The following is a 25,327-nucleotide window of genomic DNA, read 5'->3' as shown; positions in this document are numbered from 1 at the left end:
CTCACTCCAGCAAGCCAAGCGCCTTGGCCCTGGCCACGGCTTGGGTGCGGCGCTCTACCCCCAGCTTGCTGTTGATGTGGCTGGCGTGTGTCTTGACCGTGTGCAGCGAAATGAACAGCCGCTCGCTGATCTGCTGGTTCGACCAGCCCTGGGCGATCAGCTCCAGCACTGCCCGCTCGCGGCTACTGAGCGCATCAGCACTGGCGCTGGTGCATGGCAAGCCGGGCAAGCGCTCGAGCAACTGGGCCCGAACTGGACAGTTTTCGCTGCTCTGGACCTGATCGCGCAGCCACTGCGGGTAGCGTTGCAGCAGCTCCTGAAACGGCTGCAACACACCGCCCCTGGCCGCCTGCAGCAGTGTCGGCAGCAAGCGTGCTGCCTGCGCCTGATGCCCCTGATCCAGGTGCAAGGCGATCAAGGGGCACAAGGCGCTGACCGTCAACATCATGCCCCCACAACCCTGGCCGCGCTCGGCAAGCTGTTCAAGGTTGCGCGCCGCCTCTGCGTCACGCCCCTGAATGCGGTCGAGCGCGGCTTGCTGCAAAGCGACATGGCAGGGCAACAACGGGTGAAATTCGGGCGCCAGTGCCGCCTGCGCGCCGCCGTAGGTCTGCCCCAGGCGCGACAGCCAGGATTCGGCGAGGTCCATGCGCCCTTGCGCGAGCCAGAGCTCGCATTTGACCAGGGTGATCATCGCCAGGTAGTACACCGGGGGCACATCCCAGATATGCATCAGGCGTTCGGCTTCGGCGAGTTCCGTGAACGCCTCGGCAAAGCGCCCTTCCCGGCCGTCGAGCATGGCAATCACGCAATGACCGATGAGCACACTGATGTCGCGGCAGGCACGTGCCTCGCCCAGGCCACCACGCAGCCGAGCAAGCCCCTGCTCCGGGCACAGGTGTGCGACCAGCAGATACCCTTCGTACAAGGTCAGCCGCGCCCGGATCGCATACAACCGCTGTGCGGACAACCCGTGCAAACGCTGTAGCCCTTCGCGTACTTCGCCCAGTGCACGCACAACCTCGCCTCGGGCGTGCAATACCCGGGCCCTGTCATAGTGGGCCAAGGCCTCGAACAATGGGTTGCCCACGCGCTGCGCCAGCTCCAGCGCTTCTCGGTTCCAACCGCGCGCACGCCAGAAGTCGCCCTCGGCGATTGCCAGGTTCGACAATGTCGACAGGCACACCAGGCGCTGGCCATACCGTTTGCAGGGCAGGCTCTGCAGTGCTTCGGTGCAGCAAGTCAGGGTGCGTTCACGATCGCCTCGGCCTCTGGCGATCACGCCGCTCAGTGCCAGCCACTGGGCGAGCATGGACTTCTGGGCAGTGGCAGAAGGCGCCGGCAGAAAGCGCCCCAGATGGCTTGCCAGTTCCTCGGCAGCGTCGAGCTGGCACGCCAGGCCAAGGGCCCAGCTGTACAACACGATCAGGCGCGGTGTGCTGACCAGCAGGCTGTCAGGCAGGTCCATTTTCCAACGCAGCAACATGGCGACGTTCTGCTCGGCCAGCAACTGCTCTTCGGACAGGCTTTGCACGAGGTCGGCCGCCGCGTTCAGGTCGCCCCCGCGCAACGCCTGCTCCACCGCCTCATCCAGCAAGCCTTGGGCCTGGAACCAGCAAGAGGCACGCAGGTGCCGCTCGGTCAAAGGCTCGCGTGCCTGGCGGCTGCGAAGCAGATCGGAGAACAGGTGGTGGTAGCGAAACCACCGGCCATGCTCATCCAGGGGCACCAGAAACACCTGGTGCGATTGCAGAAAATCCAGGATCGCGTTGCTGTCCTGTTGCAGCCGTACCGCGTCGCATAGAGGCGCGCAGAAGCGTTCCAGGCACGCCGTCTCGTCGAGAAAGCGCTGCACAGGCGCAGGCAGTATGTCGATCACTTCTTCGAGCAGATAATCGCGGATCAGGCCTTCGCCACCGTGCAACGCCTGGGGCAGAACGTTTTCATCGCTCGACTCGCTGGCGGCCAACTGCCAGAAACGCAGCCCGGCCACCCAGCCATCGCTGCGCTGGATGAGGTTGTCCAGCGCTTGGCCACGCAGGCCAGTGGGCCTGCGCCCCAGCACCGCCAGCGACTCCTCGGCGGTCAGTCGCAGGTCCTGCTCGTTCAGTTCGGCCAATTGCCGGCAGAGGCGAAGGCGTGCCAGGTGCCAGTCCGGGCGCTGACGACTGGTCACCAGCAACACAAGGCCTGCGGGCAAGTGGTTCAGGAAGAATTGCAGGCAGTGGTCCAGGACGGGCCCCTGGGCAAGGTGGTAGTCGTCCAGCACCACCAGCAAGGGCGACTCACTGCGCAGGTTCAGCGCCAACGCGTCGAGCACCGTGCCAAGCCACGGCTCGAACGCGAACGGCTGGTGGCGCTGGCGCATCTTCAACAGCGCCATCGCCTGCCCATCCATGGCTGGGCAGTGCTGCTGCAACCCGTCGAGCAGACGCTCCAGAAAGCGCCCGGGATCGGCATCTCGCTGGCTCAAGCCCAACCACAGCGTGCGCCAGTGGGCAGGCAGCGTCTCGCAGAACTCGATGGCCAGTGAACTCTTGCCGAAACCCGCTGGCGCACTGATCAGCAGCAACCGCCCGCCCAGCCCGGCCTGCAGGCGCTGGCACAGACGCTGACGCGGGACATGGCCATCTGGCAAGGGCGGTCGAAAGAAATGCTCGTCCATCAGGCCCACGGCCTGGCTGGTGCATCCATGCGTACGGGACAGATCTGTCATGGCCGGCTCGTTCTGGGTGGAAAAATACGGCGTAAGGGTGGTTGCGAGACTAGCGGTTAACGCCCTGCATTTGAAGTTGGCGGGGAGACTGCGTCGGAAAAAGACTACGACAAAAAGCAACAGCGCCGGTCGACGCAGGCTGGGATGGGGGCTTTGGCGGGGTATTCAGACGGTTTATCGCACCGGCCTGGCGCATCTGCTGGGACTGGCACCCTTGCATGGGCGCGATGGGGCCACCGAGCGTGGCCCCATCATTTTATGGCTTCGCTGTCAGCGGATGCCCGACTGACGCAAGGCCGCAGGCTGGAAGTCGGCCTTGCTGGCAGTAAAGTTGAAGTTGTAGGCACGCTTTTCTTCGTTCTTCATGCCCAAGGCCAGGTAGCGCCCCGATTGCAGGTCATAGATGGCTTCCAGGGTGATCCATGGTACCTCGACGTTGTAGTACGGCTGCGAATGGGCTTCAGAGACGCGCCACAGCTGGTTGCGCCCGTCATACTGGTCGATCACGGCAGCTTGCCAGGTGTCTTCGTCGATGTAGAAGTCACGCTTGGCGTAGATATGTCGCTGGCCGGGCTTGAGTGTGGCCACCACATGCCAGACGCGGCGCAGCTCGTAGCGGGCCAGGTCCTGGTTGATGTGCCCTGCCTTGATGATGTCGGCGTACTTGAGCTTCGGGTCGTCGAGCTTGAAGGCGTTGGAGGCGATGTACAGCTCCTTTTTGCCTTCGAGCTTCCAGTCATAGCGGTCCGGAGCGCCGTTGAACATGTCCAGGTTATCGGAGGTGCGCAGGCCGTCGGCAGCCGTCCCCGGGCCGTCGTACGACACCTGCGGCGCCTGACGTACGCGGCGTTGGCCGGCGTTGTAGATCCATGCCTTGCGCGGTTCCTTGACCTGGTCGAGGGTTTCGTGAACGAGCAGCACGGTGCCTGCAAGGCGTGCCGGCGCGGTCACTTCCTGCTTGAAGTAGAACAGGATGTTGCCTGGATTGTTGGGGTCGTAGTCTTTCATCCGATCACGGAACACGAACTGATCAGAGAAAGACACCGGGTTGAAGGAACCATTCTGCTGCGGGGTCGCCTGGATGACCTGGCGGCTCACACTGCCACCGCGGTAGCGAGTGATGTGGTTCCAGATCACTTCCAGCCCATTCTGTGGGATGGGGAACGGCACTGCCGTGCGGAAGTTGTTCAGGCCGTTACCACCTTCCACCAGGGTTGCCTGGGTGGCGTTTTCCTTGATTGCAGCGAACACCTCGGCCGGTACCGTTGACCCACGGTGCGTCTTGTAGACAGGCAACTTGTAGGTGTCCGGGTAGCGCTTGAGCATGGCCATCTGGCCTGGAGACAGTTTGTCCTTGTACTGGTCGGCGTTCTGCGCGGTGATGGTGAACAGCGGTTGCTCGGTACCGTAGGGGTCGGCGAGGAAACCTTTGCCATCGACGCTGCCGGCCGTCTTCGAAAGCGGCTGCCAGGGCCCGATGGAGCCATCGGCGTTGCCGGCCTTTTCTGCGCCCATGGGGGTCAGGGTGTTGCCCAATTTGGCCGCTTCGCCGGCCGGTACTGCCGCCATCACGCTGGTTGCCAGCAGGGACAGGCCCAGCACACCGGCTTGCAGCAGACTTCTGGTGTTGTTCATGTCGTGTCGTCCTGGATCCGTATGCTTAGAAGTTCACGCCGAAGCTGAGGGCGAGGAAGTCGCGGTCATCCACGGTGCTGTACTTGCCGTCGAAGAAATTGGTGTACGACAGGCTGGCGGTGTAGGTGTTCTGGTACTCGGCATCGAGCCCCAGGCTGACGGCCTTGCGGCCCTCCTCGAAGTTGCCGCCTGGGCCTGGCGAGTAACCGGAGACGTCATGAGACCAGGCCACGCTCGGCTTGAGGTTGACGCCTGCGAACACATCGTTGTAGTCCCAGATGACCCGGGCGCGGTAGCCCCACGAGGTGCTGGTGGTGTAGCCGTCTTTCTCGCACTTGCGGTTCAGGTTGGCCGTCGAGGCACCGGCACCTGCGCCAGCAATGGTGCTGGTGTTGAGCGCCTGGCAGGTATTGGCCCCACCGGTGGCGGGCAACGGGCCAGGGCCGAACACCGGATCGCGGCCGTAGCGTGTGTCGTAGGCGCTTTCCAGGCCGCCCACATGGGTCACGCCCAGCTCGCCCACCACGGTCATGCGGCTGGCGCCCATCACCTGGTCGAAGAAGTGGGTCAGGGTGGTCTGGAACTGAGTGACTTCCTTGCGCCGGTAGCCATGCAGGTCCTGACCAGGCACGCCATCGAGCAGCGACGCGTTGCTCAAGGCGCCGCCCAGCGGGCGCACACCGGCGAACAGGATGTCGGTGGTGTTGAGCTGCACAGGTGCGTTGGGGCGGTAGCTGATTTCACCGCTCCAGGCGGTGCCGGTGGGCAGCGTGGTGGAGAAGCTCAGGCCATACAGGCGAATGTCTTCGGGGTACTCGACGAAGTACTTGGAGTTGCCAGCCACGATCAACGGTGCCAGTGCACGCAACTGCGCTGGAAGGGCCGGGATGGCGGAGAAGACCGAAGGCGATGCGCCGGTTGCGCTGAAGATCGGCGCACGGCTGTGGTAGTTCATGAAGTAGGCGCCAAACTCGGTGTCCAGCGGTTCGAACATGTAGCGCATGGCCACACCGAACTGACCGCTGTCACGGGCATCGCGGTCGCCGCCACGGCGCACCATCACCCCTTCTTCGTTGATGTTGACGCCGCGGGTGGCCAGGAACTGGCGAGCGGCGGCAGGCACGGTACGGCTGCTGTTGAGCACGCGCAGGTTGTCGGTGCAGCCGTCGGCAATGATGTCTGGCTGTGAGAAGAAGGTGCCGCAGTTGTCGACGACGGTCTGGTCCCACTCGAGCTGGTAGAAGGCCTCGGCCGACAGGTTGTCGGTCAGGCTCTGGGACACATAGAACATGTTGACCGGAATCAGGCCTTCCTTGATCTCGGCCCCTGGCCGGCGAAACGCCGACACGTCGATCGGGTTGATGGCATTGATGCCGCTGCCGATGAAGGTGCTCTCGCCCCAGCTGACCACTTGCTTGCCCAGGCGCACCGAGCCCGGCTGATCGCCGATGGAGTAGTTGTGGTAGACGAAGGCGTCGAGCAGCTCGGCACCCGAGGACTTGGCCCCTTCCTTGCGGTTGGAGTCGCTGATGTCCTTGAACCGCCGGCCCTCGTCCTTGAGTTCGAAGTCGTACCAGTACTTGCCGCGCACGAAGATGCCGGTATCGCCGTACTTGAGCTCCAGGTCGTGGATGCCCTTGAAGATCTTGGAGAAGGTCTCGCCCTTCTTGAAGTTGAGGTGGCCGTCGTCGGACGTTTGCGAAAGGCCCTTGCCGCCGTTGTTGACCCCGATCAGGTTGCGGTTGGGGTTGGCCGTGGACCAACTGGCGCCGATGGAGAGCGACGAGTCGAACTGGCCTTCGATTTCACCGATGTTGAAACTGACCGCGAAAGCGGGACTGGCAAGGGTGGACGCCAGGCTTACAGCCATGGGCAACCTGGCCCTGCGCCAGAACGGGTGTGCAGATTTCATCGACGCTACTCCATGTTCTTTTTTGTTATGGCAGTGGTGCTTCAAGGAACGGCCCGAACGACCGGTGTGCAAGCCTGCGCCTGCTCACCCTCCCCTCCCGAAAGCCCCTGGCCCCGACTATAGCCAGCAAGGCACAGGCGCTCGATCCCTCTAAAGTGTGATTTGCGCTCCGTGCCGCCAGGGCGGTGCTGTGTGCTCCGACTGCGCCCCGGCCGTGCCGAAGAATGGCGCATTTGCGCAATTTGGCAAGCACTGCACCGCTCTGGCATGCGGGTTGGCCCGGGACAGATTGCCGCATGCCCGCTTTCACAGGGTGGACAGAAAGGCACTGTTACCGGCCTGCCACTCGATAATGTCCTGGCGGATGCGTTTCTTGTCGAGCTTGCCGACACTGGTCTTGGGAATTTCAGTAACAAGGGCGACCTGACTGGGGATGGCCCACTTATTGATGCGCCCTTGCTCCACGAACGGCTTGAGGTGCTCCTTGAGTGCCTTGGCGTCGATCGCCTGGCCTTCGCGCACCACCACCAGGGCAAAGGGGCGCTCGCCCCACTGCGGGTCGGCAGCCCCGACCACCGCCACTTCCCGCACAGCCGGATGCGCGCTGATCATGTCTTCCAAATCCAGCGAAGACAGCCATTCGCCGCCGGTCTTGATCACATCCTTGATGCGATCGCGGATGTCGATGAAACCCATGCTGTCGAGCGTGGCGACGTCGCCGGTGTGCAGCCAGCCGTTCTCCCACAAGGCCTGGCTCTTTTCCGGCTCTTTGAAATAGCCCTGCGTCAACCATGGCGCGCGCAGCACCAGTTCACCCTGGCTTTCACCGTCGGCGGGCAGGAAACGCCCTTGTGCATCGATGATGGCCGCCTCCACCAGCGGCACCGGTACACCGGCCTTGATGCGGTAACTGATGCGCTCATCTTCGGTGCCGGCCTGCAGCTCGTCGTTGAGGTGCGCGGCACTGATCAACGGGCACGTCTCGGACATGCCATAGGCCGCTGTCAGCTGAATGCCGCGGGCGTAGGCCGCATCGTAGAGCGAACGGTTCAGCGCACTGCCGCCGATGATGATTTTCCAACCGCCGAAATCCACACCTTTGCCGTGAGGGCAGTTGAGCAGCATCTGCAGGATGGTGGGCACGCAGTGGGAGAAGGTGACCCGCTCTTCGCGCCATAGCTTGAGCAGCATCTCGGGCTCGTAACGCCCCGGGTACACCTGTTTGACGCCCAGCATGGTCGCAACGTACGGAATACCCCAGGCATGCACGTGGAACATGGGGGTGATGGGCATGTACACGTCATCGCTACCCAGCAGCCGCACACTGTCAATGCTGCCCATGACCGAGGCTTCGGCCAGCGTATGCAGGACCAGTTGCCGATGGGTGAAATACACCCCCTTGGGGTTGCCCGTGGTGCCTGTGGTGTAGAAGGTGGTGGCGACCGAGTGTTCGTCGAAGTCGGGGAAATCGTACTGCGTGCTCGCGCCAGCCAACAGCTGTTCATACTCGCCGACCAGGTTAGGCAAGGCCGCCTGGGTGTCCGCCCCATCGGTCAGCAGCACGGTGCGCTCGACCGTGGTCAGCTGGCCGGCAATGGACTGGTACAACTCGATGAAGTCGCTGTTGACCAGCACCAGCCGGTCTTCGGCATGATTCATGGTGTAAAGAATCTGGTCGGGCGAGAGGCGCACGTTGATGGTATGCACCACCGCCCCGATCATCGGGATGGCGAACATACACTCAAGGTAGCGGTGGCTGTCCCAGTCCATCACTGCCACGGTGTCACCGGCCTTGACGCCAGCTTCGCTCAGCACGTTGGCCAACTGCGCGATGCGCTGGTTCAACTGGGCGTAGGTCAGCCGCACCTGGTCCCGGTAGACGATCTCACGGGTTTTTTCGTAGCGGCTGGCCGACATCAGCAGGCGCTTGATCAGCAGGGGGTAGGCATAGGCGTCGTCGGCGGGCTTGAGGAGACGGGTCTGCAGCATAAATATCCCTTTCATTGAGGCGAGGGCTTGCAAGGCGTGGCGTCACTGTAGTGTGCGACTGCGCCGGTCAAATCAGCCGAAGGAATGATTTGGCCAATGCAGCCTGAGGCTGCCAGGCGTTGACGGGCGGCAAGCAGGGGCTGGACACTGGCCCACAGGCGTCAACCAGACCTTCATCCCCTTCTCTGTAACCGGAGCCCATCTATGCCCAGCTCGCGCCACGCCGTTTTTCTCGACCACGACTCCCTGGACCTGGGCGACCTGGACCTGACACCGCTGCATCAGTCGTTCGATTCACTGGCGCTGTTCGCTGCCACGACGCCAGAACAGGTGGCGGAACGTCTTCAAGGTGCTGTTGCGGTGATCAGTAACAAGGTGGTGCTCGACGCCGCCTGCCTCGAAGCGAACCCACAGCTCAAGCTGATCCTGGTGGCCGCCACCGGCACCAACAACGTCGACCTGGCTGCCGCACGGGCGCAAGGCATCACGGTCTGCAACTGCCAGGGCTACGGCACACCTTCGGTGGCCCAGCACACCCTGGGCCTGCTGTTGGCGCTGGCCACGCGCCTGTGTGATTACAACCAGGCGGTGGCCGAGGGGCGATGGGCCAAAGCTAGCCAGTTCTGCCTGCTGGACTATCCAATCGTCGAGCTGGAGGGCAAGACCCTCGGCTTGCTGGGCCATGGCGAACTGGGCGGTGCAGTGGCGCGCCTGGCCGAAGCCTTCGGCATGCGCGTGCTGAGCGGGCAGATTCCAGGCCGGCCGAGCCGTGCCGACCGCCTGCCCCTGGATGAACTGCTGCCACAGGTCGACGCCCTGACCTTGCATTGCCCCCTGAATGAGCACACCCGGCACATGATCGGCGAGCGCGAGCTGGCCATGCTCAAGCCCGGTGCACTGGTGGTCAATACCGCCCGTGGCGGGCTGATCGATGAACAGGCGCTGGCCGATGCATTGCGCAGCGGCCACCTGGGCGGGGCTGCAACCGACGTATTGAGCGTCGAGCCTCCGGTTGACGGCGACCCCCTGCTCGAACCTGGCATCGAGCGCCTGATCGTTACCCCTCACAGCGCCTGGGGCGCGGTCGAGGCGCGCCAGCGGATCGTGGGCCAACTGGCGGAAAACGCCCAGGCGTACTTTGCCGGGCAGGCACGCCGCGTGGTCGGCTGAGGCGCAAGCGCGGCTCTGCTACACTGCGCGATTTTTCGGAGGCGTCGTCCATGGACCCGCGCAGTGAAGTGTTGCTCCGCCAGGCAGAGCTGTTCCAGGGCCCGCTGCTGATTGCAGGGGCCCCAGCCGATGGCCTGTTGGCTCAACTGCCCCAGGCTCATGCCTGGACCTGGCACGCAGGCGATCACGCCCTGCTCGAAAGCCGCTTTGCCGGCCGCTGCCATTGCGCGGTGGAGCCTCCAGCGGTGGACGTGCCCACTGCCGTGCTGTTTCTTCCCAAGTCGCGCGAGCTGGCGGCCTACCTGCTCACCACCCTGGCCGCACGCCTGCAAGGCGGCACGTTGTACGTGGTGGGTGAAAAGCGCGGGGGGATCGAAAGCGTCGCACGGCACCTCCAGGCATTGGGCAAGCCGCGCAAACTCGACAGCGCCCGGCACTGCCAACTGTGGCAAGTCAGCATCGAGCAGGCGCCGGAGGCAGTCGCGCTGCACACGTTGGCCAAGCAGTTCGAGCTGGCTCTGCCAGAGGGTCCCTTGCAGGTGGTGAGCCTGCCTGGGGTCTTCAGCCACGGCCGCCTCGACCGAGGCACGGCGGTGCTGCTGCGCCACCTGGAGGCGCTGCCCGAAGGTCATGTGCTGGACTTCGGCTGCGGCGCTGGCGTGCTGGGGACGGCAGTGAAACGGCGCTACCCAGACAGCCGGGTAACGATGCTCGATGTGGATGCCTTCGCCGTGGCCGCCAGCCGTCTGACCCTGGCGGCCAACGGCCTGGAAGCCGACGTCGTGCAAGGTGACGGTATCGATGCAGCACCTTTGGACCTGGACGTGATACTGAGCAACCCACCGTTTCACACCGGGGTCCATACCGATTACCAGGCATCGGAGAACTTGCTGCAAAAATCTGCCGTTCATCTGCGAAAAGGCGGCCAAATACGCTTGGTAGCCAACACCTTCCTGCGCTACAAACCGATCATCGAAGCAGCGTTGGGCAACTGTCAGGTCCTGGAGGAAGCCGGCGGGTTCAGGATCTACCAGGCAACACGCTGATAAAAACAGCGCTTGCCGAAACCGTTTCGCCTAGGCAGAATCCGCACCGTCCTAGGGGAGTAGTCTCCCGCGAGCGCCACGCTCGCCCGGTACGCGTCAACATACTTGGTCCACAGACCATGGCGCGTGCGACCCACCATGCAAACCTGCATGGCCAGGCCTGCACAGACAGGCCCGGGGTTTGACAAGACCTATGACACGCACACCTTACCCGGGGCGGGGAGGTCGTACGTGTCATAGCCGTGTCGACCCGCCCCCGTAGGAATCCTGATGCTGGAATCTCTGCTGGTCCCCACCGCAATCGTTGCCCTGGCCGAAATCGGCGACAAGACGCAGCTGCTCGCGCTCATCCTCGCTGCCCGCTTTCGCAAGCCCTGGCCCATCATTGCCGGCATCGTCGCGGCCACGCTGGCCAACCATGCCGCAGCAGGTGCCGTGGGCGCCTGGTTCGGCAGTTTCTTCAGCGACGCTGCGCTGCATTGGATCCTGGCCGCCAGCTTCACCGCCACGGCCCTGTGGACGCTGGTGCCGGACAAAATGGACGACGACGAAAACCCTGCGCGCCGCTTCGGGCCGTTCCTGACCACGCTGATCGCGTTCTTCCTTGCCGAGATCGGGGACAAGACCCAGGTCGCCACGGTCATGCTGGCTGCGCAGTACCCACACCTGATCATGGTCATCGTCGGTACCACGCTGGGCATGCTGATCGCCAACGTGCCCGTGGTGCTGGCGGGCAATTTCGCCGCCGACAAACTGCCGCTGACGCTGATTCGCCGCCTGGCGGCCGCCGCGTTCTTCGTGCTCGCGATCGTTGCGGTCTACACGGCCATGAAGGCCAGCGGTTGGGTGGGTTGACGCACCGGCGGGCAGACCGGCGCCTTCATGGCGCCAGCTTGCCCACTTGCAGCCGGCCTCAGGGCTTGGCCGCTGCCTGATACAGTGGCATGACTTTGGGAATGGCTGCCTGCAAGGCGGCAATACGGCTGGCCGAGGCCGGGTGCGTACTCATGAACTCCGGTGGCGCCCCTTCCGAGGCCTTGCTCATCTTGTTCCACAGGGTAATGGCCGCGTTCGGGTCGTAGCCTGCACGTGCCGAGAGCTCAAGACCGATCAGGTCTGCTTCGTTCTCGTTGGCCCGGCTGTTGGGCAAGGTCATGGCGTAGTTCACCACGGTGTCGGCCAGCGCCATGCTGTCCTGACCCAGGCCGAAGATGGCGCCGGCCCCCTGGCGCGCCATTTCCACGCCGTAGGCCTTGGACATGGCTTCACGGCTGTGCTCGCGCAAGGCGTGGGCGATTTCGTGACCCACGACGGCCGCGATCTCGGCGTCGTTGAGCTTGAGCTGATCGATCAGGCCCGTGTAGACGATGATCTTGCCGCCTGGTCCGCAGTTGGCATTGAGCTCATCGCTCTTGATCACGTTGACCTCCCACTTCCACTGCGCAGCGTCCGGCCGGAACTGGGGCGCTTGGGCAATCAATCGGTTGGCAATGGCCTGTACGCGCCTGGCATCGGCACTGGATTTGTCGAGCAAGCCTTTGCTGGACGCCTCGCCCAGGGTCTGTTGGTACGACTGGGCGTACATCGTGTTGACCTCGTCCGGCGACAGCATGCTGAACATGTACTGCTTGCGCTCAACGCCCACTGCACCGCCGCTGGTGGTGTTCACCCCTTGGCAGCCGGCGAGCAGGATGCCAGCGCTCAATAGGCTGATGACAAAAGACTTACGCATGGAAACACTCCTTTTTACATGCGCCGTATCCTAGGATGACTCATGGGTAGGCCGCCATAGCCGCAGGGAAGATTTTGCACACCCGTGCCCTCTGCGCGGCGCGCCACAAAGCATGGACAGGCACTCAGGCCGGGGTGAGGCACTCGGGAGCGTCCAGTTTCGGGTCGTTCACGAAAGGCGCCAGTGCCCGCTCGCGCAACGTCACCGAGGGGCTGGCCAGCAATTCCTGCAAACGGATCAGCGGCGTTTGCGGATCCAGCCAGGCAGCCTGCCCTGCCTCATCCAGAATCAGGGGCCTGCGTTGGTTCATCGCCGCCTGGGTGACCACGGCGCAACTGAGCCAAACCTGCTCCTGTACGGCATAAGCCTCCCACACAGCGGCGAAATACAGCGATGCCCCCTCCCCCGGGGTCAGCCAGAAGGGCCGTTTGCGCACACTGCCCCGCCACTCATAGAACCCGTTGGCCGGTATCAGGCAGCGTCGTTGGCGAAACGCTTCGCGAAACATCGGCTGCTCGGCCAGCGTTTCGGCGCGGGCGTGCGCGGGCGTGCGGGAAAGGTCGGTGAGCCACGGCGGCGTCAGCCCCCAGCGTGCCTTGGCCACTTGCAGCTGCCCATCCAGCTGGCGCTGGATAAGGACAGTATTGCCGGGCGAAATATTCCACTGGGCGGGTTGCCCGGCGGGAAAGCCAGGCAGGTTGGCCAATGCCTGGGACCAGCGGAACAGGGCGTAACGTCCACACATGAGGTAATTCTGAACCTAGCAGATCAAGGTACCGGGGAAGCTCTCCGGCTCGTCGCCAACCAGTGGCTGGGCGTCATTGTACGCATCGATCAACTGCCGTGCGTATTCGGCCTGCTCATCGGCCACCGACAAGCCCAGCAGACCGTGCAGAGGCAATTCGCCGGTCGCCCCGACAAGATCGCGGCCCACCAGGTGCGCCTGCACCCCTTCGCTGGCAAGCATACCGGCCAGCATCTCAGCCTCGAGCAGGCTTTCAGGTTCGTAGATACGCCTCATCACGCATCGTCCTCACGTCTGACATCGAGCATCCATTCGTCGTCATGCACCTGCAGCACGAACACGATCGGCCGGCAGCACACCTGACAGTCTTCGGTGTAGACCTGATCGCCGCCGGACAGATCGACGTAGGTTTCCACCCGTTCGCCACAATAAGGGCAATCGTAGAACTCTGTTTCCAGCATCAGGGCCTCCACGACGAGTTATGCGTATAATTGCCGCTCTGTTTACAGGGCCACGTGCGTCCGAGCCGTTTTTCGGAGCCTGCCCGTACTTCATTATTACCCTAGCCGTTTCCAACAAGAGAGCATGATGGGCGAATTCGATGCCATCCGACCATACGACGACGCTGAGGTCCCTGGAGTTCTGGCACGCTTGCTCAGCGACCCGGCATTCCTCGATATCCTGACTCATTTCCGCTTCCCGCGCGCAGCCGGTGCCTTTGGCTGGCTGCTGAAACCGCTGATCGCCCGGCGCCTGCGCCAGGAGTTCGCTGGCGTGACCTGTGTATCGACCCTGCAGGACAAGGTCGAGCACTACGTTGATCGCACCATCGACCGCGCCACCGATGGCGTGACCTATTCGGGTGTGGAGCAGCTCAAGGCCGGCACGGCTTATCTGTTCCTGGCCAATCACCGTGACATCGTCATGGACCCGGCATTCGTCAACTACGCGGTGTACCACGCCGGCCTGCCCACCCCGCGCATCGCCATCGGCGACAACCTGCTGCAAAAACCCTTCGTCAGCGACCTCATGCGGCTCAACAAGAGCTTCATCGTGCACCGCTCGATCACCGGCCGTCGCGAGAAACTGGCCGCCTACCAGCTACTGTCGGCCTATATCAGTCACTCCATCATCAACGACAGCACCTCCATCTGGATCGCCCAGGCCGAAGGCCGGGCCAAGGATGGCGACGACCGCACCGATTCGGCCATCCTCAAGATGTTCCACATGAGCCGCAAGGACGAGGCATTCGGCGCGGTCATCCAGAGCCTGAACCTGACGCCGGTATCGATCAGCTACGAATACGACCCCTGCGACCAGGCCAAGGCCCGTGAGTTGTACATCCGCGCCACCACCGGTACTTACCAGAAGGCGCCGGGAGAGGACGATCACAGCATCGCCAAGGGCATTACCGGCTACAAGGGCCGCGTGCACATCAACTTTGCACCGCCAGTGACCCAGTACTACGAGGACACCAAGCAGCTGGCAGCGGAAATCGACCGGCAGATCCTCGGCGGTTATCGACTGTTCCCCGTGCATTACCTGGCCTATGCGATGTGGGCCGAGCAGGATGACACGCTGCAGGTGCCAAGCGCCGAGCAGGTGTTCCCAGCCGATGAACTGGCCAAGGCCAAGGAAGAATGGCAGCGCCGTCTGGATGCCTGCCCTGAAGAGCAGCGGCCTTACCTGGTGTTGCAATACGCGACGCCGGTGCGCAATCAGTATCAGGTCAGGCAGCAGGCACCGCTTGCTTGAGCATCAAGGGGGCGCTGTTGAACGCGAGCCTCGCGTTCGGCCTGAGCCCCCGATTGTGCTCAGGCCCAGGTGCTGACCCACGACAGCACCAGCGCAATGGCCAGGCAGGCGAAGCCCAGGCTGTAGCGCTGCCTGGGCACCCACCCAGCGAATCGCGCAAACGTCCTCGGCTGCGCCCCCAACCCTAGCCGTGCATCGGCCGCCTCACGCCTGGCGCTGTGCAACAGCAGGCCGCCCGGACACGTCAGCAGCAAGGCCAGCACATTGATGAGCTTGGTGGGATGGGCGGCAATCAGCCCCCAGAGCATGTGCATGGACATCGCGTTACCTCGGCGTAGACCTGAACAAAAGCCAGCATTCTACCCAAGCCACCTGGCACTGCCTGCACGGCGGCGACCGGGTGTCATTTAATTTCATCTGTCATCGGTTCGTCATCAGAACAGGCCACCCTGTCGTCCTTCCTCGAACCGGAGCTCGTTCATGCTGCATGCCGAAAACCAGGACCGCCTCTACCTCGTTGCCCAGAGTGATGAGCAACAGGCGCTCATCGATGGTTTGGCCATCAATGTCCAAGACCGCCAATGGCTGGTCTACTGCGCCTTGGGCGGGCATGCCCATGAGCACTGGCCCGAGGTGGACACCCAGACCGGGATCAGCCTGCTGGACCTGCGCATCGCGACGGCATGATACCGGCACGCGGCATGAAAAAACCGCTGGCCGTCACCGGGCAGCGGTTTGAGTGAAGCATTGAACGTTACTGCGCCAGCACCTGACCGATGCTTGGGTCCTTGAACAACCGGGTCAGTGCGTCGCTCAACACATCGCTGACCAACTGGGTGTTGGTGTCCTGGTTTGGCGCCATGCCAAAGCGCTGATCCAGCGAAGCGCCATAGCGACCGGTGTAGCGGCGGCCGTTGTTGGCGACGTCAGCACGGAAGGTAGCGCCAATGGTGGCTTCGGTCACGTACAGCTTGTCCTTGGGCGACTGGTACTTCAGCTCGGCCAGGGTAACGGTCAACTGGGGCGCGTTGCCTGCGGTGGTGGGCGTGAAGCCCAGCAGGCGCACGGCAGCCTCGGCCTGGGCCTGCAGCTTGGGCACCACCTGGTTGCCGCTGACACTGATGGTGCTGGTTTCCGGGTACATGCCACCGCGGGTGCCCAGCGACGGTGAAGGCCTGCCGTCTACCACTCGCACCACCACCGGCTGGCCCTGCCCCACCGGGGTGAGTTGCGCGGTGAGCTTGGGCTGCGGATTGAGTTGTTGCGGGCTGTGGGCACAACCGACCAGGCTGAGGCTGGCTACGGTGATCAAACCGAACAACAGTCGTTGCAACATGCGCGATTCTCCAGAAAATGCGGCGATGGCGCACAGTATACCCAGCGGCAAGGGCCTGGCTACAAGCGGCTTGCACCGCTTGCGCCCGGTAGGCCCGAGGTTGTCACGAACGCTTAACCGGCGACACTTAAGGTGGCAGCACGTTCACCTGCACAGGACATCTGCCATGGCCTCGCTTTTGCACCTGCTGTTGCCTGCTCCTCGCCATACCGCCTACGCCCTGCTCGACGCGAATGGCACGTGCCTGGCCTTCAAGCATTGCTCGCAAGCACCCGAGGGCGATGGCTGGGTGCAGGTGCAAGAGGTGCAGCTTGCCTGGCTGGGTCATGCACTGCCGGACGATGCCCGGGTTTGCAAGCCGACAAGTCGTCGTTGGCACCAACGCATCCTGGCTGCCTGAAAAACCCCGCAATAAAACCGCGAAATGGCGACATTTCTGGCTGCGACATCGCTATAATCTCCCCCCGATTATAAGGACGTCTCCTGATCGGGCCCCGCATCCGCCGTCTGACCACGGCAAATCTACCCGCCTCGCCCACAGAGAGCCTTCCACTCAGGTCTTGCATCGGCTGTCGTGCCTGCTTCCATGGCCGTCACACTGCAAAGAACCTGTGGGTTGCCATCGCGCAGTCCCCTTTTGAGGTTCACGTCTCCAAAAGAGCGTGAAAAAACGGTTTTCACTACTTCACAAGAGTGTGGCGAGCAAATGAACAATCTGGCATGTGCAAAAGCGGCAGGTGTGTCCCCTACAGCCCTGAACAGGCGGCAAATGGCCCCAACCTGGATGCGTGTCTGAGCGGCTTGCGTAGCGCATCCGACGGTCGTTGACCATAAGTCGAATTGCCGCACCTGGGGCAAACAGGGTTCAATAGGCGAACCCAAAGACTGGTTGGCGGTGTCCGCGGACGTTGCATGAACTGCGAAAAGTCGGACATGGCGATCCTGGAGAACCCGGTGATCCTGTGCTGTCAATTAGGTAGCTGTAGATTGTGGAGACGCGTTAAATGGCGCAGAACGAATCGGTTGATGTAGTACTGGTAGGCGCAGGCATCATGAGTGCCACCCTGGCCGTACTGCTCAAGGAACTCGACCCGACCCTGAAACTCGAAGTGGTCGAGGCGATGGATTCCGGGGCCGCAGAGAGTTCCAACCCCTGGAACAACGCAGGCACCGGCCACGCCGGCTTGTGCGAGCTGAACTACACGCCCCAGGCCGCTGATGGCAGCATCGACATCAAGAAGGCCGTGCACATCAATACCCAGTTCGAGGTGTCTCGCCAGTTCTGGGCCTACTTGAGCAAGAAAGGCAACTTCGGCCCGGCGCGGGCGTTCATCAACCCGGTACCGCACCTGAGCTACGTCGAGGGTGACAAGGGCATCGCCTTCCTGAAAAAGCGCTATGAACTGCTCAAGCAGCATCACGCCTTTGCCGAGATGGAGTACACCGACGACAAGGCCGTGATGAACGAGTGGATGCCGCTGATGATGCCGGGCCGCCCGGCTGACCAGCACATTGCCGCCACCCGGGTGCTCAAGGGGACCGACGTCAATTTCGGGGCCCTGACCAACAAACTGCTCAAGTTGCTGGGCGACGCGCCCGACGCGCAGGTCAAGTATTGCAAGAAGGTCGTGGGCCTGCGTCGCAACGGCGCCGGCTGGACGGTCAGCATCAAGGACGTCAACAGCGGCGGCAGCCGCGAAGTGGACGCCCGCTTCGTGTTTCTCGGCGCCGGCGGCGCTGCCCTGCCGCTGCTGCAGGCCTCCGGCATCCCCGAAAGCAAGGGCTTTGGCGGCTTCCCGGTCAGTGGCCAGTGGCTGCGTTGCGACAATCCGGAAATCGTCAGTCAGCATCAGGCCAAGGTCTACAGCCAGGCCGCCGTTGGCGCGCCGCCCATGTCCGTGCCGCACCTGGACACGCGCGTGGTCGACGGCAAGAAATCCCTGCTGTTCGGGCCGTATGCCGGCTTTACCACCAAGTTCCTCAAGCACGGTTCGCTGCTGGACCTGCCCCTGTCGGTACGCCTGGGCAACCTTGGCCCGATGCTGGCGGTGGCCCGAGACAACATGGACCTGACCAAGTACCTGGTCAGTGAGGTGATGCAGTCGATGGAGCAGCGCCTGGAATCCCTGCGCCGCTTCTACCCCGAGGCCAAGGCCGAAGACTGGCGCCTGGAAGTGGCTGGCCAGCGTGTGCAGATCATCAAGAAGGACCCGAAGAAAGGCGGCGTTCTACAGTTCGGTACCGAGTTGGTGTCTGCCCAGGACGGCAGCCTGGCGGCGCTACTGGGCGCATCGCCCGGTGCTTCGGTGACGGTCTCGATCATGCTGGAACTGATCGAGCGCTGCTTCCCGGAGCAGGCAAAAGGTGCCTGGGCAGCCAAGCTCAAGGAGATCTTCCCGGCGCGCGAGAAGACCCTGGCCACCGACGCTGCGCTTTACCAGAAGATCAGCGCCGACAACGATGCGGCACTGGATCTGGTGCAAAGCAGCCCGGCAGCCAAGCATTACGCCTAAGCCGCCCGGCCGACGAAAAACGCCCCTCGGGGCGTTTTTTCATGCCCGTGAGCGGGCGTTTTCGATGATTTCGATGTACTCCTCGCCATTGCGCTGATCGGCGATCTGCTCGGCGAACGTCTTGCCGTGCTCGTCCTTGCCATCGAGGTCCAAGCCTGCTTCGACGAAGAAGCCAACGAAACGCCGGAAGTCATCCACGCGCAAGCCGCGGTAAGCCTTTACCAGCTTGTGCAGCGAGGGCGAGGTGACCTCATCGGCGGGCTCGAACTGGAGAAACGCCTTGATGTAGTCGTCGCTGATTTCGTCACCGATTACCTGTTTCTTGTCTTTACGCATTGCCGACTCCAACTGGACCATCACGATGTTCAAAGGGCGGCAGTGTACCTTCCGCCGCGCGCGAGCCTCAACGCGTACGTACGGTGCCGGTGTGCAGGTCCGCCCAGATGTGCCCGTTGGCATAGGTGAGAAACTGCACATACAGGGTCTCGTTGCGCAGCAGGTCCATGATGACCCGGTAATCGCTGAGCGGGTAATTCAAGCTCAGCGTGCGTGTCTTCTCGTCGTACAGCGGCTTTTTCAGGCTCTTGGCCGCCTCGCCGTCGAAGGTCAGCAGCACCTGGGTGATGCTGGCCGCCTTGCTCAGAGGCTTGCCTTTGAGGCGCACCTGCAAGGAAGAAGTGATCGGAATGGGTTGCTGGTCCGATTGGCGCTGGGCGCCGACCACCACGGTGTAGTCGGTGACCTGAAGGAGCTGCTGGGCGGTGGGCGCTGCCTGGCGCAGGGACTGGTCGTCGGGCGGCAAGAATTGGCTGTGCATCGGCGCGGCAGCCAGGGGCAGGCTGACTGCCAGCAGGAACGGGATGAACGCACGCATGTGAGGCTCCTTGGCTTGAAGGAGCACTCTAGCATGCTACACGCGGGCGGCAGGCAGGCTGCGCTCAGAGCCCTTTGACGGCGAAGATGCCGTTGGCGTTGCGCCAGTAGCCCTTGTAGTCCATGCCATAACCGAAGATGTAACGATCGACGCACGGCAAGCCCACGTAGTTGGCCTTGAGGTCCGGGCTGGCCTTGCGGTCGTGGTCCTTGTCGATCAGCACGGCCGTGTGCACGGCGCGGGCGCCGGCATGCTTGCAGAAGTCGATGATAGCGCTGAGGGTGTGGCCCTCGTCGAGAATGTCATCGACGATCAGCACATCGCGGTCGATGAACGAGACTTCCGGCTTGGCCTTCCAGAACAGCTCGCCGCCACTGGTCTGGTTGCGGTAACGGGTGGCGTGCAGGTACGAGGCTTCCAGCGGGAATTGCAGGTGGGTCAACAGCTTGCCAGCAAAGATCAGGCCGCCGTTCATCACGCAGAACACCACGGGGTTCTTGTCGTGCAGTTCTTGGCAGATCTGCTCGCCGACCTTGGCGATGGCCGCTTCGACTTCGGCTTCGGTGTACAGGCAGTCTGCTTCACGCATGACTTGACGGATATGCTCGAGATCGGCGGACATGGCGCTCTCCAGGAGGTGCATTTTGGAAAAGCGGGCAAAGGTACGCATCCGCTCGTCACAGATCAAGCGTTTATGGACTAACGTGCAAAATGATCAGACGACAGCACAGGCTGAATAGATTAATCTAGCGCGGTTTTTTTGCCCGCCTTTCGGAGCCCCCCCTATGCCCACTCGTGAGATCCGCCATCCGCTGATCCGCCACAAGCTCGGCCTGATGCGCCGTGCTGATATCAGCACCAAGAATTTTCGCGAACTTGCCCAGGAAGTCGGCGCCCTGTTGACGTACGAGGCCACCCAGGACCTGCCACTGGAAACCTACGAAATCGACGGCTGGTGCGGCAAGGTTGCCGTGGAAAAGATCGCCGGCAAGAAGATCACGGTCGTGCCAATCCTGCGCGCAGGCATCGGCATGCTCGACGGCGTGCTCAGCCTGGTGCCGGGTGCCAAGGTCAGCGCGGTGGGCGTGGCCCGCAACGAAGAGACGCTTGAGGCCCACACTTACCTGGAAAAGCTCGCGCCGGACATCAATCAGCGCCTGGCACTGATCATCGATCCGATGCTGGCCACCGGCGCCTCGATGGTCGCCACCATCGACCTGCTGAAAAAGGCCGGTTGCCGGGAAATCCGCGCCATGGTCCTGGTTGCTGCCCCAGAGGGCATTGACGTGGTACACAAGGCCCACCCGGATGTGCAGATCTACACGGCCTCCATCGACCAGCGCCTGAACGAACATGGCTACATCGTCCCAGGCCTGGGTGATGCCGGCGACAAGATCTTCGGCACCAAGCAAAAGGACGCCTGACCATGCAGGACGGCTACAACGACCCGCTCTGGCGTCAGGTCGTTTCAGGCGCGCAGATGCTCTTCGTGGCATTTGGCGCGCTGGTGCTGATGCCCTTGATTACCGGCCTGGACCCTAACGTCGCGCTGTTCACCGCAGGCCTTGGCACCTTGCTGTTTCAGCTGGTGACCGGGCGTCAGGTGCCGGTTTTCCTGGCATCGAGCTTTGCCTTCATCACCCCGATCATTCTCGCCAAGGGCCAGTTCGGTCTGGCAGAAACCATGGGTGGCGTCATGGCCGCCGGGTTCGTCTACACCTTCATGGGCCTGATGGTGAAGATCAAGGGCACAGGCTTCATCGACCGTATGCTGCCCCCGGTGGTGATCGGCCCGGTGATCATCTCCATCGGCCTGGCCATGGCACCGATCGCGGCCAACATGGCGATGGGCAAGGCTGGCGATGGTAGCGTGCTGCTGCCCTACAGCACCGCCATGCTGATTTCCATGCCGGCCCTGCTGACGACGCTGATCGTAGCCGTGTTCGGCAAAGGCATCTTCCGCCTGGTGCCGATCATCGCCGGCGTGCTGGTGGGTTTTGCCCTGTCGTTCGCTTTCGGGGTGGTCGACACGGCGAAGATTGCAGCGGCGCCCTGGCTGGAATTGCCCAACTTCACCGCCCCTGCCTTCAACTGGCAGGCCATCCTGTTCATCGTGCCCGTGGCCTTGGCGCCGGCCATCGAGCATATCGGCGGGGTCATCGCGGTGGGCAGCGTGACGGGACGGGACTACCTGAAGACACCGGGCCTGCACCGCACGCTGCTGGGTGACGGCATCGCCACGACGGCAGCCGGCCTGTTCGGCGGACCGCCCAACACCACCTACGCCGAGGTGACCGGCGCGGTGATGCTGACCAAGAACTACAACCCGAAGATCATGACCTGGGCTGCGGTGTTCGCCATCACCCTGGCCTTCATCGGCAAGTTCGGCGCCCTGCTGCAGAGCATTCCGGTGCCTGTGATGGGTGGCATCCTCTGTCTGCTGTTCGGCTCGATCGCAGCCGTCGGGCTCAATACCATGATCCGCCACAAGGTCGACCTCGCCGAAGCGCGGAACCTGGTGATCGTGTCGGTGACCCTGGTATTCGGTATCGGCGGCGTGCTGGTCGGCAGCGGTGACGGTCCCGACGACTGGGGCCTGAAGGGCATCGCGTTGTGCGCCATCGTGGCGATCGCGCTCAACCTCATCCTGCCAGGCAACGATGCCTGGAAGCACAAGCAGCAGGATGATCAGTTGCCTTGACGCCTGAGTCGCCTGGTCTGGCGCCGTCCTCGACGGGGCCAGACCAGGCGGGCCATCAAGCGTTTTCGCAGAGCTTGGCCAGCACCCTCACCCATTCCGGGTGTTCGTTCATGCAGGGCACCAGCACCAGCTCCTGACCACCGGCTTCGACGAATTGCTCGCTGCCGCGCATGCCGATTTCCTCGAGCGTCTCGATGCAGTCAGCCACGAAGGCCGGGCACATCACCAGCAACTTCTTCACCCCGGCCTGGGCGAGTTCGTCCAGCCGCGCTTCGGTATAGGGTTCGATCCACTTGTCCCGGCCCAGCCGCGACTGGAAGGAGACCGACCACTTGCCCGCTGGTATGCCCAGCTTCGTCGCGAACGCCCTGGCCGTAGCCAGGCACTGCCCGCGGTAACACACGGCACGCACTTGGGCGCTGGCACCTTCGCAGCACTCGGGCGCTCGCAGGTCATGCTTCGTACCGCTAGGGAAGAGTTTCTTCAAATGGCGTTCGGGCAAGCCATGGAAGCTGAGCAGCAGGTGGTCATAGTCCTGCTCCAAATAGGGCCGGGCACTGGCGACCAATGCGTCGATGTAGTCTGGATCATCGTAGAACGGTTGCAGCACGCGCATCTGCAGCGGCAGTTGCTGCTCGGTGATGGTCTGCCGGGCGAGCTCCACGACGGTCGTTACTGTGCTGTCGGCAAATTGTGGGTACAGGGGCGCCAGGGTGACCTTGCGTATACCCTGCGCCGCAAGCCGCTCCAGTACCTGGGGCAAGGCTGGCTCACCGTAGCGCATGGCGATTTCCACCGGCCCGTGAGGCCAGTGATCGACCATGGCCGCTTGCAGGCGACGGGTAAGCACCACCAGCGGCGAGCCCTCGTCCCACCAGATCGAGGCATAGGCGTGGGCGGACTGCTCGGGACGCTTGATCAGTATCAACGACACCAACAGGCGCCGGATGGGCCAGGGCAAGTCGACCACATAGGGGTCCATGAGAAACTGATTGAGGTAGCGGCGAACATCGGCTACCGACGTGGAGGCCGGTGAACCCAGGTTGACCAGCAGCAAAGCGTGATCGGTCATGCAGCATCCTATGTCAGAGGCGGCTGGACAAATTGCCCAGCGCCGATTGCAGATCGTTGAAGCGGAACGTGAACCCGGCTGCCAGCAACCGCGTGGGGTAGGCGCGCTGGCCACCGAGCAGCAGGTTCGACATCTCGCCCAGGCCAGCTTTCAGCAGCAACCCAGGCAGGGGTATCACGGCAGGTCGGTGCAGCGCCCTGCCCAGCTGCTTGGCAAATTCACGGTTACGCACAGGCTCAGGTGCACAGGCATTGTAAGGGCCGTTGGCGTCGGTGCGCTGCAAGAGAAAATCAATCAGGGCGATCTGGTCGTCTATGTGGATCCAGGGCATCCACTGCCGACCGTTGCCTATCGGCCCACCTAATCCCAACTTGAAGGGCAAGCGCAGGCGAGACAGGAAGCCGCCGTCGCTGGCCAGCACCAGCCCTGTACGCACCAGCACCACCCGAATGCCCTGCGCTTGTGCACGGCACGCCGTTTCCTCCCAGGCGATGCACAGTTGGCTGGCGAAGTCTTCGACCACCGGCGGGGCGTCTTCGGTCAACTCACGTTCGCCGCCGTCACCGTACCATCCCACGGCCGAACCTGAGATCAGCACGCCCGGACGCTGCTCACGCCTGCCCAGCCATGCCAGCAATTGCTCCGTAAGGGCGATGCGGCTTGACCACAGCAGGTTGCGCCGAGAGGCCGTCCAGGGTCGATCGGCAATCGGCGCACCGGCCAGATTCACCACGGCATCAATGGGGTCGGCCGCTTCCAGTTCATTGAGCTCGGCAATGCCTCTGACACCGTCGCCGCAAAGCGTCGCCACCGCCTCGGGACGTCGACTCCACACGGTGAGCCGATGCCCTTGAGCAAGCCAGTGACGGCACAAGTGCCGGCCTATCAATCCGGTGCCGCCTGTCAGCAGGATGTGCATGGCAGTGTCCTCATGGAATAAGGCAGTGGTCTATTTTTAACATCAAGGCACTTTCTAGCGCCCATGCTCTCCGATAAACATAGGCCAACCAATCGTTACTTGCGGAATATACTTATACATATTTTTATGATTGTACAGGTTTGCCTGACAGCGTAATCTGCGCATAGCAAGGTTTTAAGAGGCCATCATGACCATACCTATTGCCATCATCGGGGCTGGCATTGCCGGCCTGTCAGCCGCCCAGGCACTGCAGAGCGCCGGGCAGACCGTGCACCTTTTCGACAAGGGCCATGGCAGCGGCGGGCGCATGGCCAGCAAACGCAGCGAAGCCGGTGCACTGGACTTGGGGGCGCAGTATTTCACCGCCCGTGATCGCCGCTTCGTCGAAGAACTGCAGCACTGGGTAGCCGCCGGCTGGGCGGCGCAGTGGAAACCACAGCTGTACAACTACCGCGACGGGTCACTCACCCCCTCCCCCGATGAACAGACCCGCTGGGTGGGCGTGCCACGCATGAGCGCCATTACCCGCGGCCTGCTCAAGGACATGACCGTAAGCTTCGCCTGCCGTATTACCGAGGTCTTTCGCGGCAAGGACTACTGGCACCTGCAGGACACCGAGGGCTGCAGCCATGGTCCATTCCGCCGTGTGGTGGTTGCCGTCCCGGCGCCACAGGCAACGCCCCTGCTGGCAGCCACGCCAAAGCTCGCAGCCGTGGCCGCCGGGGTGCAGATGGAGCCGACGTGGGCGGTGGCGCTGGGCTTTAAGGCCCCTCTGGATACGCCCATGCAAGGCTGCTTCGTCCAGGAAAGCCCCCTTGACTGGCTGGCACGCAACCGCAGCAAGCCGGGGCGCGACGAGACGCTGGACACGTGGGTACTGCACGCCACTTCCAACTGGAGCCGACAACACATCGACCTGTCCAAGGACGACGTCGTCGAGCACCTGCGCGGCGAGTTCGCCGAACTGGTCGGTTGCGCCGTGCCTGAGCCCGCGTTTGCCCTGGCCCACCGCTGGTTGTACGCCCGCCCCGGCAGCCATCACGAATTCGGCGCCCTGGCCGATGCCGACCAAGGGTTATATGCCTGCGGGGACTGGTGCCTGTCCGGACGGGTGGAAGGTGCCTGGTTGAGTGGACAAGAGGCCGCGCGCCGTTTACTTGAACACTTGGACTGATCGGCTATCTACACCTTAAGGGTTCGCACCGGACCCAC

General features: G+C 63.0%; 25 protein-coding genes and 1 riboswitch. Of the genes, 10 read left to right on the top strand and 15 right to left on the bottom strand.

Going from position 1 to position 25,327, the window contains the following annotated elements; translation table 11 throughout:
* Position 1: 1 nt before the first annotated feature.
* From FH041_RS21275 to FH041_RS21260, 4 genes are all read right to left on the bottom strand, one after another.
* Entirely contained in the window at positions 2 to 2,716 is a 2,715-nt protein-coding gene (locus tag FH041_RS21275) for a LuxR C-terminal-related transcriptional regulator (RefSeq protein WP_132578373.1), read from the bottom strand.
* A 270-nt stretch (positions 2,717 to 2,986) separates the two neighbouring features.
* Positions 2,987 to 4,351 (bottom strand): DUF1329 domain-containing protein, encoded by a 1,365-nt coding sequence (locus FH041_RS21270; protein ID WP_027916600.1) that lies wholly within the window; start codon positions 4,349 to 4,351, stop codon positions 2,987 to 2,989.
* 25 nt (positions 4,352 to 4,376) lie between these two features.
* Positions 4,377 to 6,263, bottom strand: coding sequence for a DUF1302 domain-containing protein (locus tag FH041_RS21265; protein ID WP_140175039.1), 1,887 nt, complete (start codon positions 6,261 to 6,263; stop codon positions 4,377 to 4,379).
* Between the two features lie 306 nt (positions 6,264 to 6,569).
* Complete coding sequence (locus FH041_RS21260) at positions 6,570 to 8,252, bottom strand: fatty acid--CoA ligase (protein WP_027916602.1); 1,683 nt, start codon at positions 8,250 to 8,252, stop codon at positions 6,570 to 6,572.
* A gap of 204 nt (positions 8,253 to 8,456) precedes the next feature.
* On the opposite strand from FH041_RS21260, the gene FH041_RS21255 reads away from it, so the two are divergent.
* The 3 genes from FH041_RS21255 (at position 8,457) to FH041_RS21245 (ending at position 11,323) form a co-directional block, all read left to right on the top strand.
* Positions 8,457 to 9,422 (top strand): 2-hydroxyacid dehydrogenase, encoded by a 966-nt coding sequence (locus FH041_RS21255; protein ID WP_140175037.1) that lies wholly within the window; start codon positions 8,457 to 8,459, stop codon positions 9,420 to 9,422.
* Between the two features lie 50 nt (positions 9,423 to 9,472).
* Positions 9,473 to 10,468, top strand: a complete 996-nt coding sequence (locus FH041_RS21250) for a class I SAM-dependent methyltransferase (protein ID WP_140175035.1) — start codon at positions 9,473 to 9,475, stop codon at positions 10,466 to 10,468.
* A gap of 42 nt (positions 10,469 to 10,510) precedes the next feature.
* Positions 10,511 to 10,650: riboswitch (yybP-ykoY riboswitch) on the top strand.
* 88 nt (positions 10,651 to 10,738) lie between these two features.
* Positions 10,739 to 11,323: a TMEM165/GDT1 family protein gene (locus FH041_RS21245; RefSeq protein WP_023534668.1), complete on the top strand. Its 585-nt coding sequence runs from the start codon at positions 10,739 to 10,741 to the stop codon at positions 11,321 to 11,323.
* Positions 11,324 to 11,381: 58 nt separating this feature from the next.
* On the opposite strand, the gene FH041_RS21240 is transcribed toward FH041_RS21245, so the two are convergent.
* From FH041_RS21240 to FH041_RS21225, 4 genes are all read right to left on the bottom strand, one after another.
* A complete protein-coding gene (locus FH041_RS21240; RefSeq protein ID WP_023534677.1) occupies positions 11,382 to 12,200 on the bottom strand; it encodes a M48 family metallopeptidase in 819 nt (272 codons plus the stop codon).
* Between the two features lie 124 nt (positions 12,201 to 12,324).
* Positions 12,325 to 12,945, bottom strand: a complete 621-nt coding sequence (locus FH041_RS21235; protein ID WP_027916605.1) for an SOS response-associated peptidase — start codon at positions 12,943 to 12,945, stop codon at positions 12,325 to 12,327.
* A 15-nt stretch (positions 12,946 to 12,960) separates the two neighbouring features.
* Entirely contained in the window at positions 12,961 to 13,221 is a 261-nt protein-coding gene (locus FH041_RS21230) for a putative signal transducing protein (protein ID WP_027916606.1), read from the bottom strand.
* On the bottom strand, positions 13,221 to 13,406 hold the full coding sequence (locus tag FH041_RS21225) for a CPXCG motif-containing cysteine-rich protein (protein WP_023534664.1): 186 nt from the start codon (positions 13,404 to 13,406) through the stop codon (positions 13,221 to 13,223). The genes FH041_RS21230 and FH041_RS21225 overlap by 1 nt, the downstream gene beginning before the upstream one ends.
* A gap of 127 nt (positions 13,407 to 13,533) precedes the next feature.
* Between FH041_RS21225 and FH041_RS21220 the strand changes: the two genes are divergently transcribed.
* The gene (locus FH041_RS21220) at positions 13,534 to 14,700 is read left to right on the top strand and encodes a 1-acyl-sn-glycerol-3-phosphate acyltransferase (RefSeq protein WP_027916607.1); all 1,167 of its coding nucleotides are present in this window, start codon (positions 13,534 to 13,536) and stop codon (positions 14,698 to 14,700) included.
* Positions 14,701 to 14,759: 59 nt separating this feature from the next.
* Here FH041_RS21220 and FH041_RS21215 read toward each other — a convergent pair whose 3' ends face one another.
* A complete protein-coding gene (locus tag FH041_RS21215; protein ID WP_027916608.1) occupies positions 14,760 to 15,020 on the bottom strand; it encodes a hypothetical protein in 261 nt (86 codons plus the stop codon).
* A gap of 160 nt (positions 15,021 to 15,180) precedes the next feature.
* Between FH041_RS21215 and FH041_RS21210 the strand changes: the two genes are divergently transcribed.
* On the top strand, positions 15,181 to 15,387 hold the full coding sequence (locus FH041_RS21210; RefSeq protein WP_027916609.1) for a hypothetical protein: 207 nt from the start codon (positions 15,181 to 15,183) through the stop codon (positions 15,385 to 15,387).
* Between the two features lie 67 nt (positions 15,388 to 15,454).
* Here the strand turns inward: FH041_RS21210 and FH041_RS21205 are convergent, their stop codons facing one another.
* The gene (locus tag FH041_RS21205) at positions 15,455 to 16,036 is read right to left on the bottom strand and encodes a YajG family lipoprotein (protein WP_023534676.1); all 582 of its coding nucleotides are present in this window, start codon (positions 16,034 to 16,036) and stop codon (positions 15,455 to 15,457) included.
* A gap of 166 nt (positions 16,037 to 16,202) precedes the next feature.
* Between FH041_RS21205 and FH041_RS21200 the strand changes: the two genes are divergently transcribed.
* Positions 16,203 to 16,436: a hypothetical protein gene (locus FH041_RS21200; RefSeq protein WP_027916610.1), complete on the top strand. Its 234-nt coding sequence runs from the start codon at positions 16,203 to 16,205 to the stop codon at positions 16,434 to 16,436.
* A 604-nt stretch (positions 16,437 to 17,040) separates the two neighbouring features.
* A complete protein-coding gene (gene mqo / locus FH041_RS21195) occupies positions 17,041 to 18,549 on the top strand; it encodes a malate dehydrogenase (quinone) (protein WP_023534698.1) in 1,509 nt (502 codons plus the stop codon).
* A gap of 39 nt (positions 18,550 to 18,588) precedes the next feature.
* On the opposite strand, the gene FH041_RS21190 is transcribed toward mqo, so the two are convergent.
* From FH041_RS21190 to FH041_RS21180, 3 genes are all read right to left on the bottom strand, one after another.
* Entirely contained in the window at positions 18,589 to 18,885 is a 297-nt protein-coding gene (locus FH041_RS21190) for a PA4642 family protein (protein WP_027916611.1), read from the bottom strand.
* A gap of 67 nt (positions 18,886 to 18,952) precedes the next feature.
* On the bottom strand, positions 18,953 to 19,423 hold the full coding sequence (locus tag FH041_RS21185; RefSeq protein WP_028688106.1) for a hypothetical protein: 471 nt from the start codon (positions 19,421 to 19,423) through the stop codon (positions 18,953 to 18,955).
* A gap of 64 nt (positions 19,424 to 19,487) precedes the next feature.
* Positions 19,488 to 20,045 (bottom strand): hypoxanthine-guanine phosphoribosyltransferase, encoded by a 558-nt coding sequence (locus tag FH041_RS21180; protein ID WP_140175033.1) that lies wholly within the window; start codon positions 20,043 to 20,045, stop codon positions 19,488 to 19,490.
* 163 nt (positions 20,046 to 20,208) lie between these two features.
* On the opposite strand from FH041_RS21180, the gene upp reads away from it, so the two are divergent.
* A complete protein-coding gene (upp, locus tag FH041_RS21175) occupies positions 20,209 to 20,847 on the top strand; it encodes a uracil phosphoribosyltransferase (RefSeq protein WP_027916614.1) in 639 nt (212 codons plus the stop codon).
* A gap of 2 nt (positions 20,848 to 20,849) precedes the next feature.
* Complete coding sequence (locus FH041_RS21170) at positions 20,850 to 22,124, top strand: uracil-xanthine permease family protein (RefSeq protein WP_023534705.1); 1,275 nt, start codon at positions 20,850 to 20,852, stop codon at positions 22,122 to 22,124.
* A gap of 55 nt (positions 22,125 to 22,179) precedes the next feature.
* Here FH041_RS21170 and hemH read toward each other — a convergent pair whose 3' ends face one another.
* Both hemH and FH041_RS21160 read right to left on the bottom strand, forming a co-directional pair.
* Positions 22,180 to 23,196 carry a ferrochelatase gene (gene hemH / locus FH041_RS21165; protein WP_104926520.1) on the bottom strand — a complete coding sequence of 339 codons (1,017 nt, stop codon included), beginning with the start codon at positions 23,194 to 23,196 and terminating at the stop codon, positions 22,180 to 22,182.
* A gap of 13 nt (positions 23,197 to 23,209) precedes the next feature.
* Positions 23,210 to 24,115: a TIGR01777 family oxidoreductase gene (locus tag FH041_RS21160; RefSeq protein WP_140175030.1), complete on the bottom strand. Its 906-nt coding sequence runs from the start codon at positions 24,113 to 24,115 to the stop codon at positions 23,210 to 23,212.
* Positions 24,116 to 24,302: 187 nt separating this feature from the next.
* Here FH041_RS21160 and FH041_RS21155 point away from each other — a divergent pair, with 187 nt between their 5' ends.
* A complete protein-coding gene (locus FH041_RS21155; protein ID WP_027916617.1) occupies positions 24,303 to 25,289 on the top strand; it encodes an NAD(P)/FAD-dependent oxidoreductase in 987 nt (328 codons plus the stop codon).
* The last annotated feature ends 38 nt before the right edge of the window (positions 25,290 to 25,327 follow it).

This window comes from Pseudomonas sp. SWI7 (genome assembly GCF_006351945.1).
GTDB classification, from domain to species: Bacteria; Pseudomonadota; Gammaproteobacteria; order Pseudomonadales; family Pseudomonadaceae; genus Aquipseudomonas; species Aquipseudomonas fulva.
This window is presented reverse-complemented; position numbering and strand designations above follow the sequence as displayed.

Coding starts and splice junctions, on each gene's coding strand:
- FH041_RS21275 (WP_132578373.1), bottom strand. CDS start 2,716: ATGACAGATCTGTCCCGTACGCATGGATGCACCAGCCAGGCCGTGGGC.
- FH041_RS21270 (WP_027916600.1), bottom strand. CDS start 4,351: ATGAACAACACCAGAAGTCTGCTGCAAGCCGGTGTGCTGGGCCTGTCC.
- FH041_RS21265 (WP_140175039.1), bottom strand. CDS start 6,263: ATGAAATCTGCACACCCGTTCTGGCGCAGGGCCAGGTTGCCCATGGCT.
- FH041_RS21260 (WP_027916602.1), bottom strand. CDS start 8,252: ATGCTGCAGACCCGTCTCCTCAAGCCCGCCGACGACGCCTATGCCTAC.
- FH041_RS21255 (WP_140175037.1), top strand. CDS start 8,457: ATGCCCAGCTCGCGCCACGCCGTTTTTCTCGACCACGACTCCCTGGAC.
- FH041_RS21250 (WP_140175035.1), top strand. CDS start 9,473: ATGGACCCGCGCAGTGAAGTGTTGCTCCGCCAGGCAGAGCTGTTCCAG.
- FH041_RS21245 (WP_023534668.1), top strand. CDS start 10,739: ATGCTGGAATCTCTGCTGGTCCCCACCGCAATCGTTGCCCTGGCCGAA.
- FH041_RS21240 (WP_023534677.1), bottom strand. CDS start 12,200: ATGCGTAAGTCTTTTGTCATCAGCCTATTGAGCGCTGGCATCCTGCTC.
- FH041_RS21235 (WP_027916605.1), bottom strand. CDS start 12,945: ATGTGTGGACGTTACGCCCTGTTCCGCTGGTCCCAGGCATTGGCCAAC.
- FH041_RS21230 (WP_027916606.1), bottom strand. CDS start 13,221: ATGAGGCGTATCTACGAACCTGAAAGCCTGCTCGAGGCTGAGATGCTG.
- FH041_RS21225 (WP_023534664.1), bottom strand. CDS start 13,406: ATGCTGGAAACAGAGTTCTACGATTGCCCTTATTGTGGCGAACGGGTG.
- FH041_RS21220 (WP_027916607.1), top strand. CDS start 13,534: ATGGGCGAATTCGATGCCATCCGACCATACGACGACGCTGAGGTCCCT.
- FH041_RS21215 (WP_027916608.1), bottom strand. CDS start 15,020: ATGTCCATGCACATGCTCTGGGGGCTGATTGCCGCCCATCCCACCAAG.
- FH041_RS21210 (WP_027916609.1), top strand. CDS start 15,181: ATGCTGCATGCCGAAAACCAGGACCGCCTCTACCTCGTTGCCCAGAGT.
- FH041_RS21205 (WP_023534676.1), bottom strand. CDS start 16,036: ATGTTGCAACGACTGTTGTTCGGTTTGATCACCGTAGCCAGCCTCAGC.
- FH041_RS21200 (WP_027916610.1), top strand. CDS start 16,203: ATGGCCTCGCTTTTGCACCTGCTGTTGCCTGCTCCTCGCCATACCGCC.
- mqo (WP_023534698.1), top strand. CDS start 17,041: ATGGCGCAGAACGAATCGGTTGATGTAGTACTGGTAGGCGCAGGCATC.
- FH041_RS21190 (WP_027916611.1), bottom strand. CDS start 18,885: ATGCGTAAAGACAAGAAACAGGTAATCGGTGACGAAATCAGCGACGAC.
- FH041_RS21185 (WP_028688106.1), bottom strand. CDS start 19,423: ATGCGTGCGTTCATCCCGTTCCTGCTGGCAGTCAGCCTGCCCCTGGCT.
- FH041_RS21180 (WP_140175033.1), bottom strand. CDS start 20,045: ATGTCCGCCGATCTCGAGCATATCCGTCAAGTCATGCGTGAAGCAGAC.
- upp (WP_027916614.1), top strand. CDS start 20,209: ATGCCCACTCGTGAGATCCGCCATCCGCTGATCCGCCACAAGCTCGGC.
- FH041_RS21170 (WP_023534705.1), top strand. CDS start 20,850: ATGCAGGACGGCTACAACGACCCGCTCTGGCGTCAGGTCGTTTCAGGC.
- hemH (WP_104926520.1), bottom strand. CDS start 23,196: ATGACCGATCACGCTTTGCTGCTGGTCAACCTGGGTTCACCGGCCTCC.
- FH041_RS21160 (WP_140175030.1), bottom strand. CDS start 24,115: ATGCACATCCTGCTGACAGGCGGCACCGGATTGATAGGCCGGCACTTG.
- FH041_RS21155 (WP_027916617.1), top strand. CDS start 24,303: ATGACCATACCTATTGCCATCATCGGGGCTGGCATTGCCGGCCTGTCA.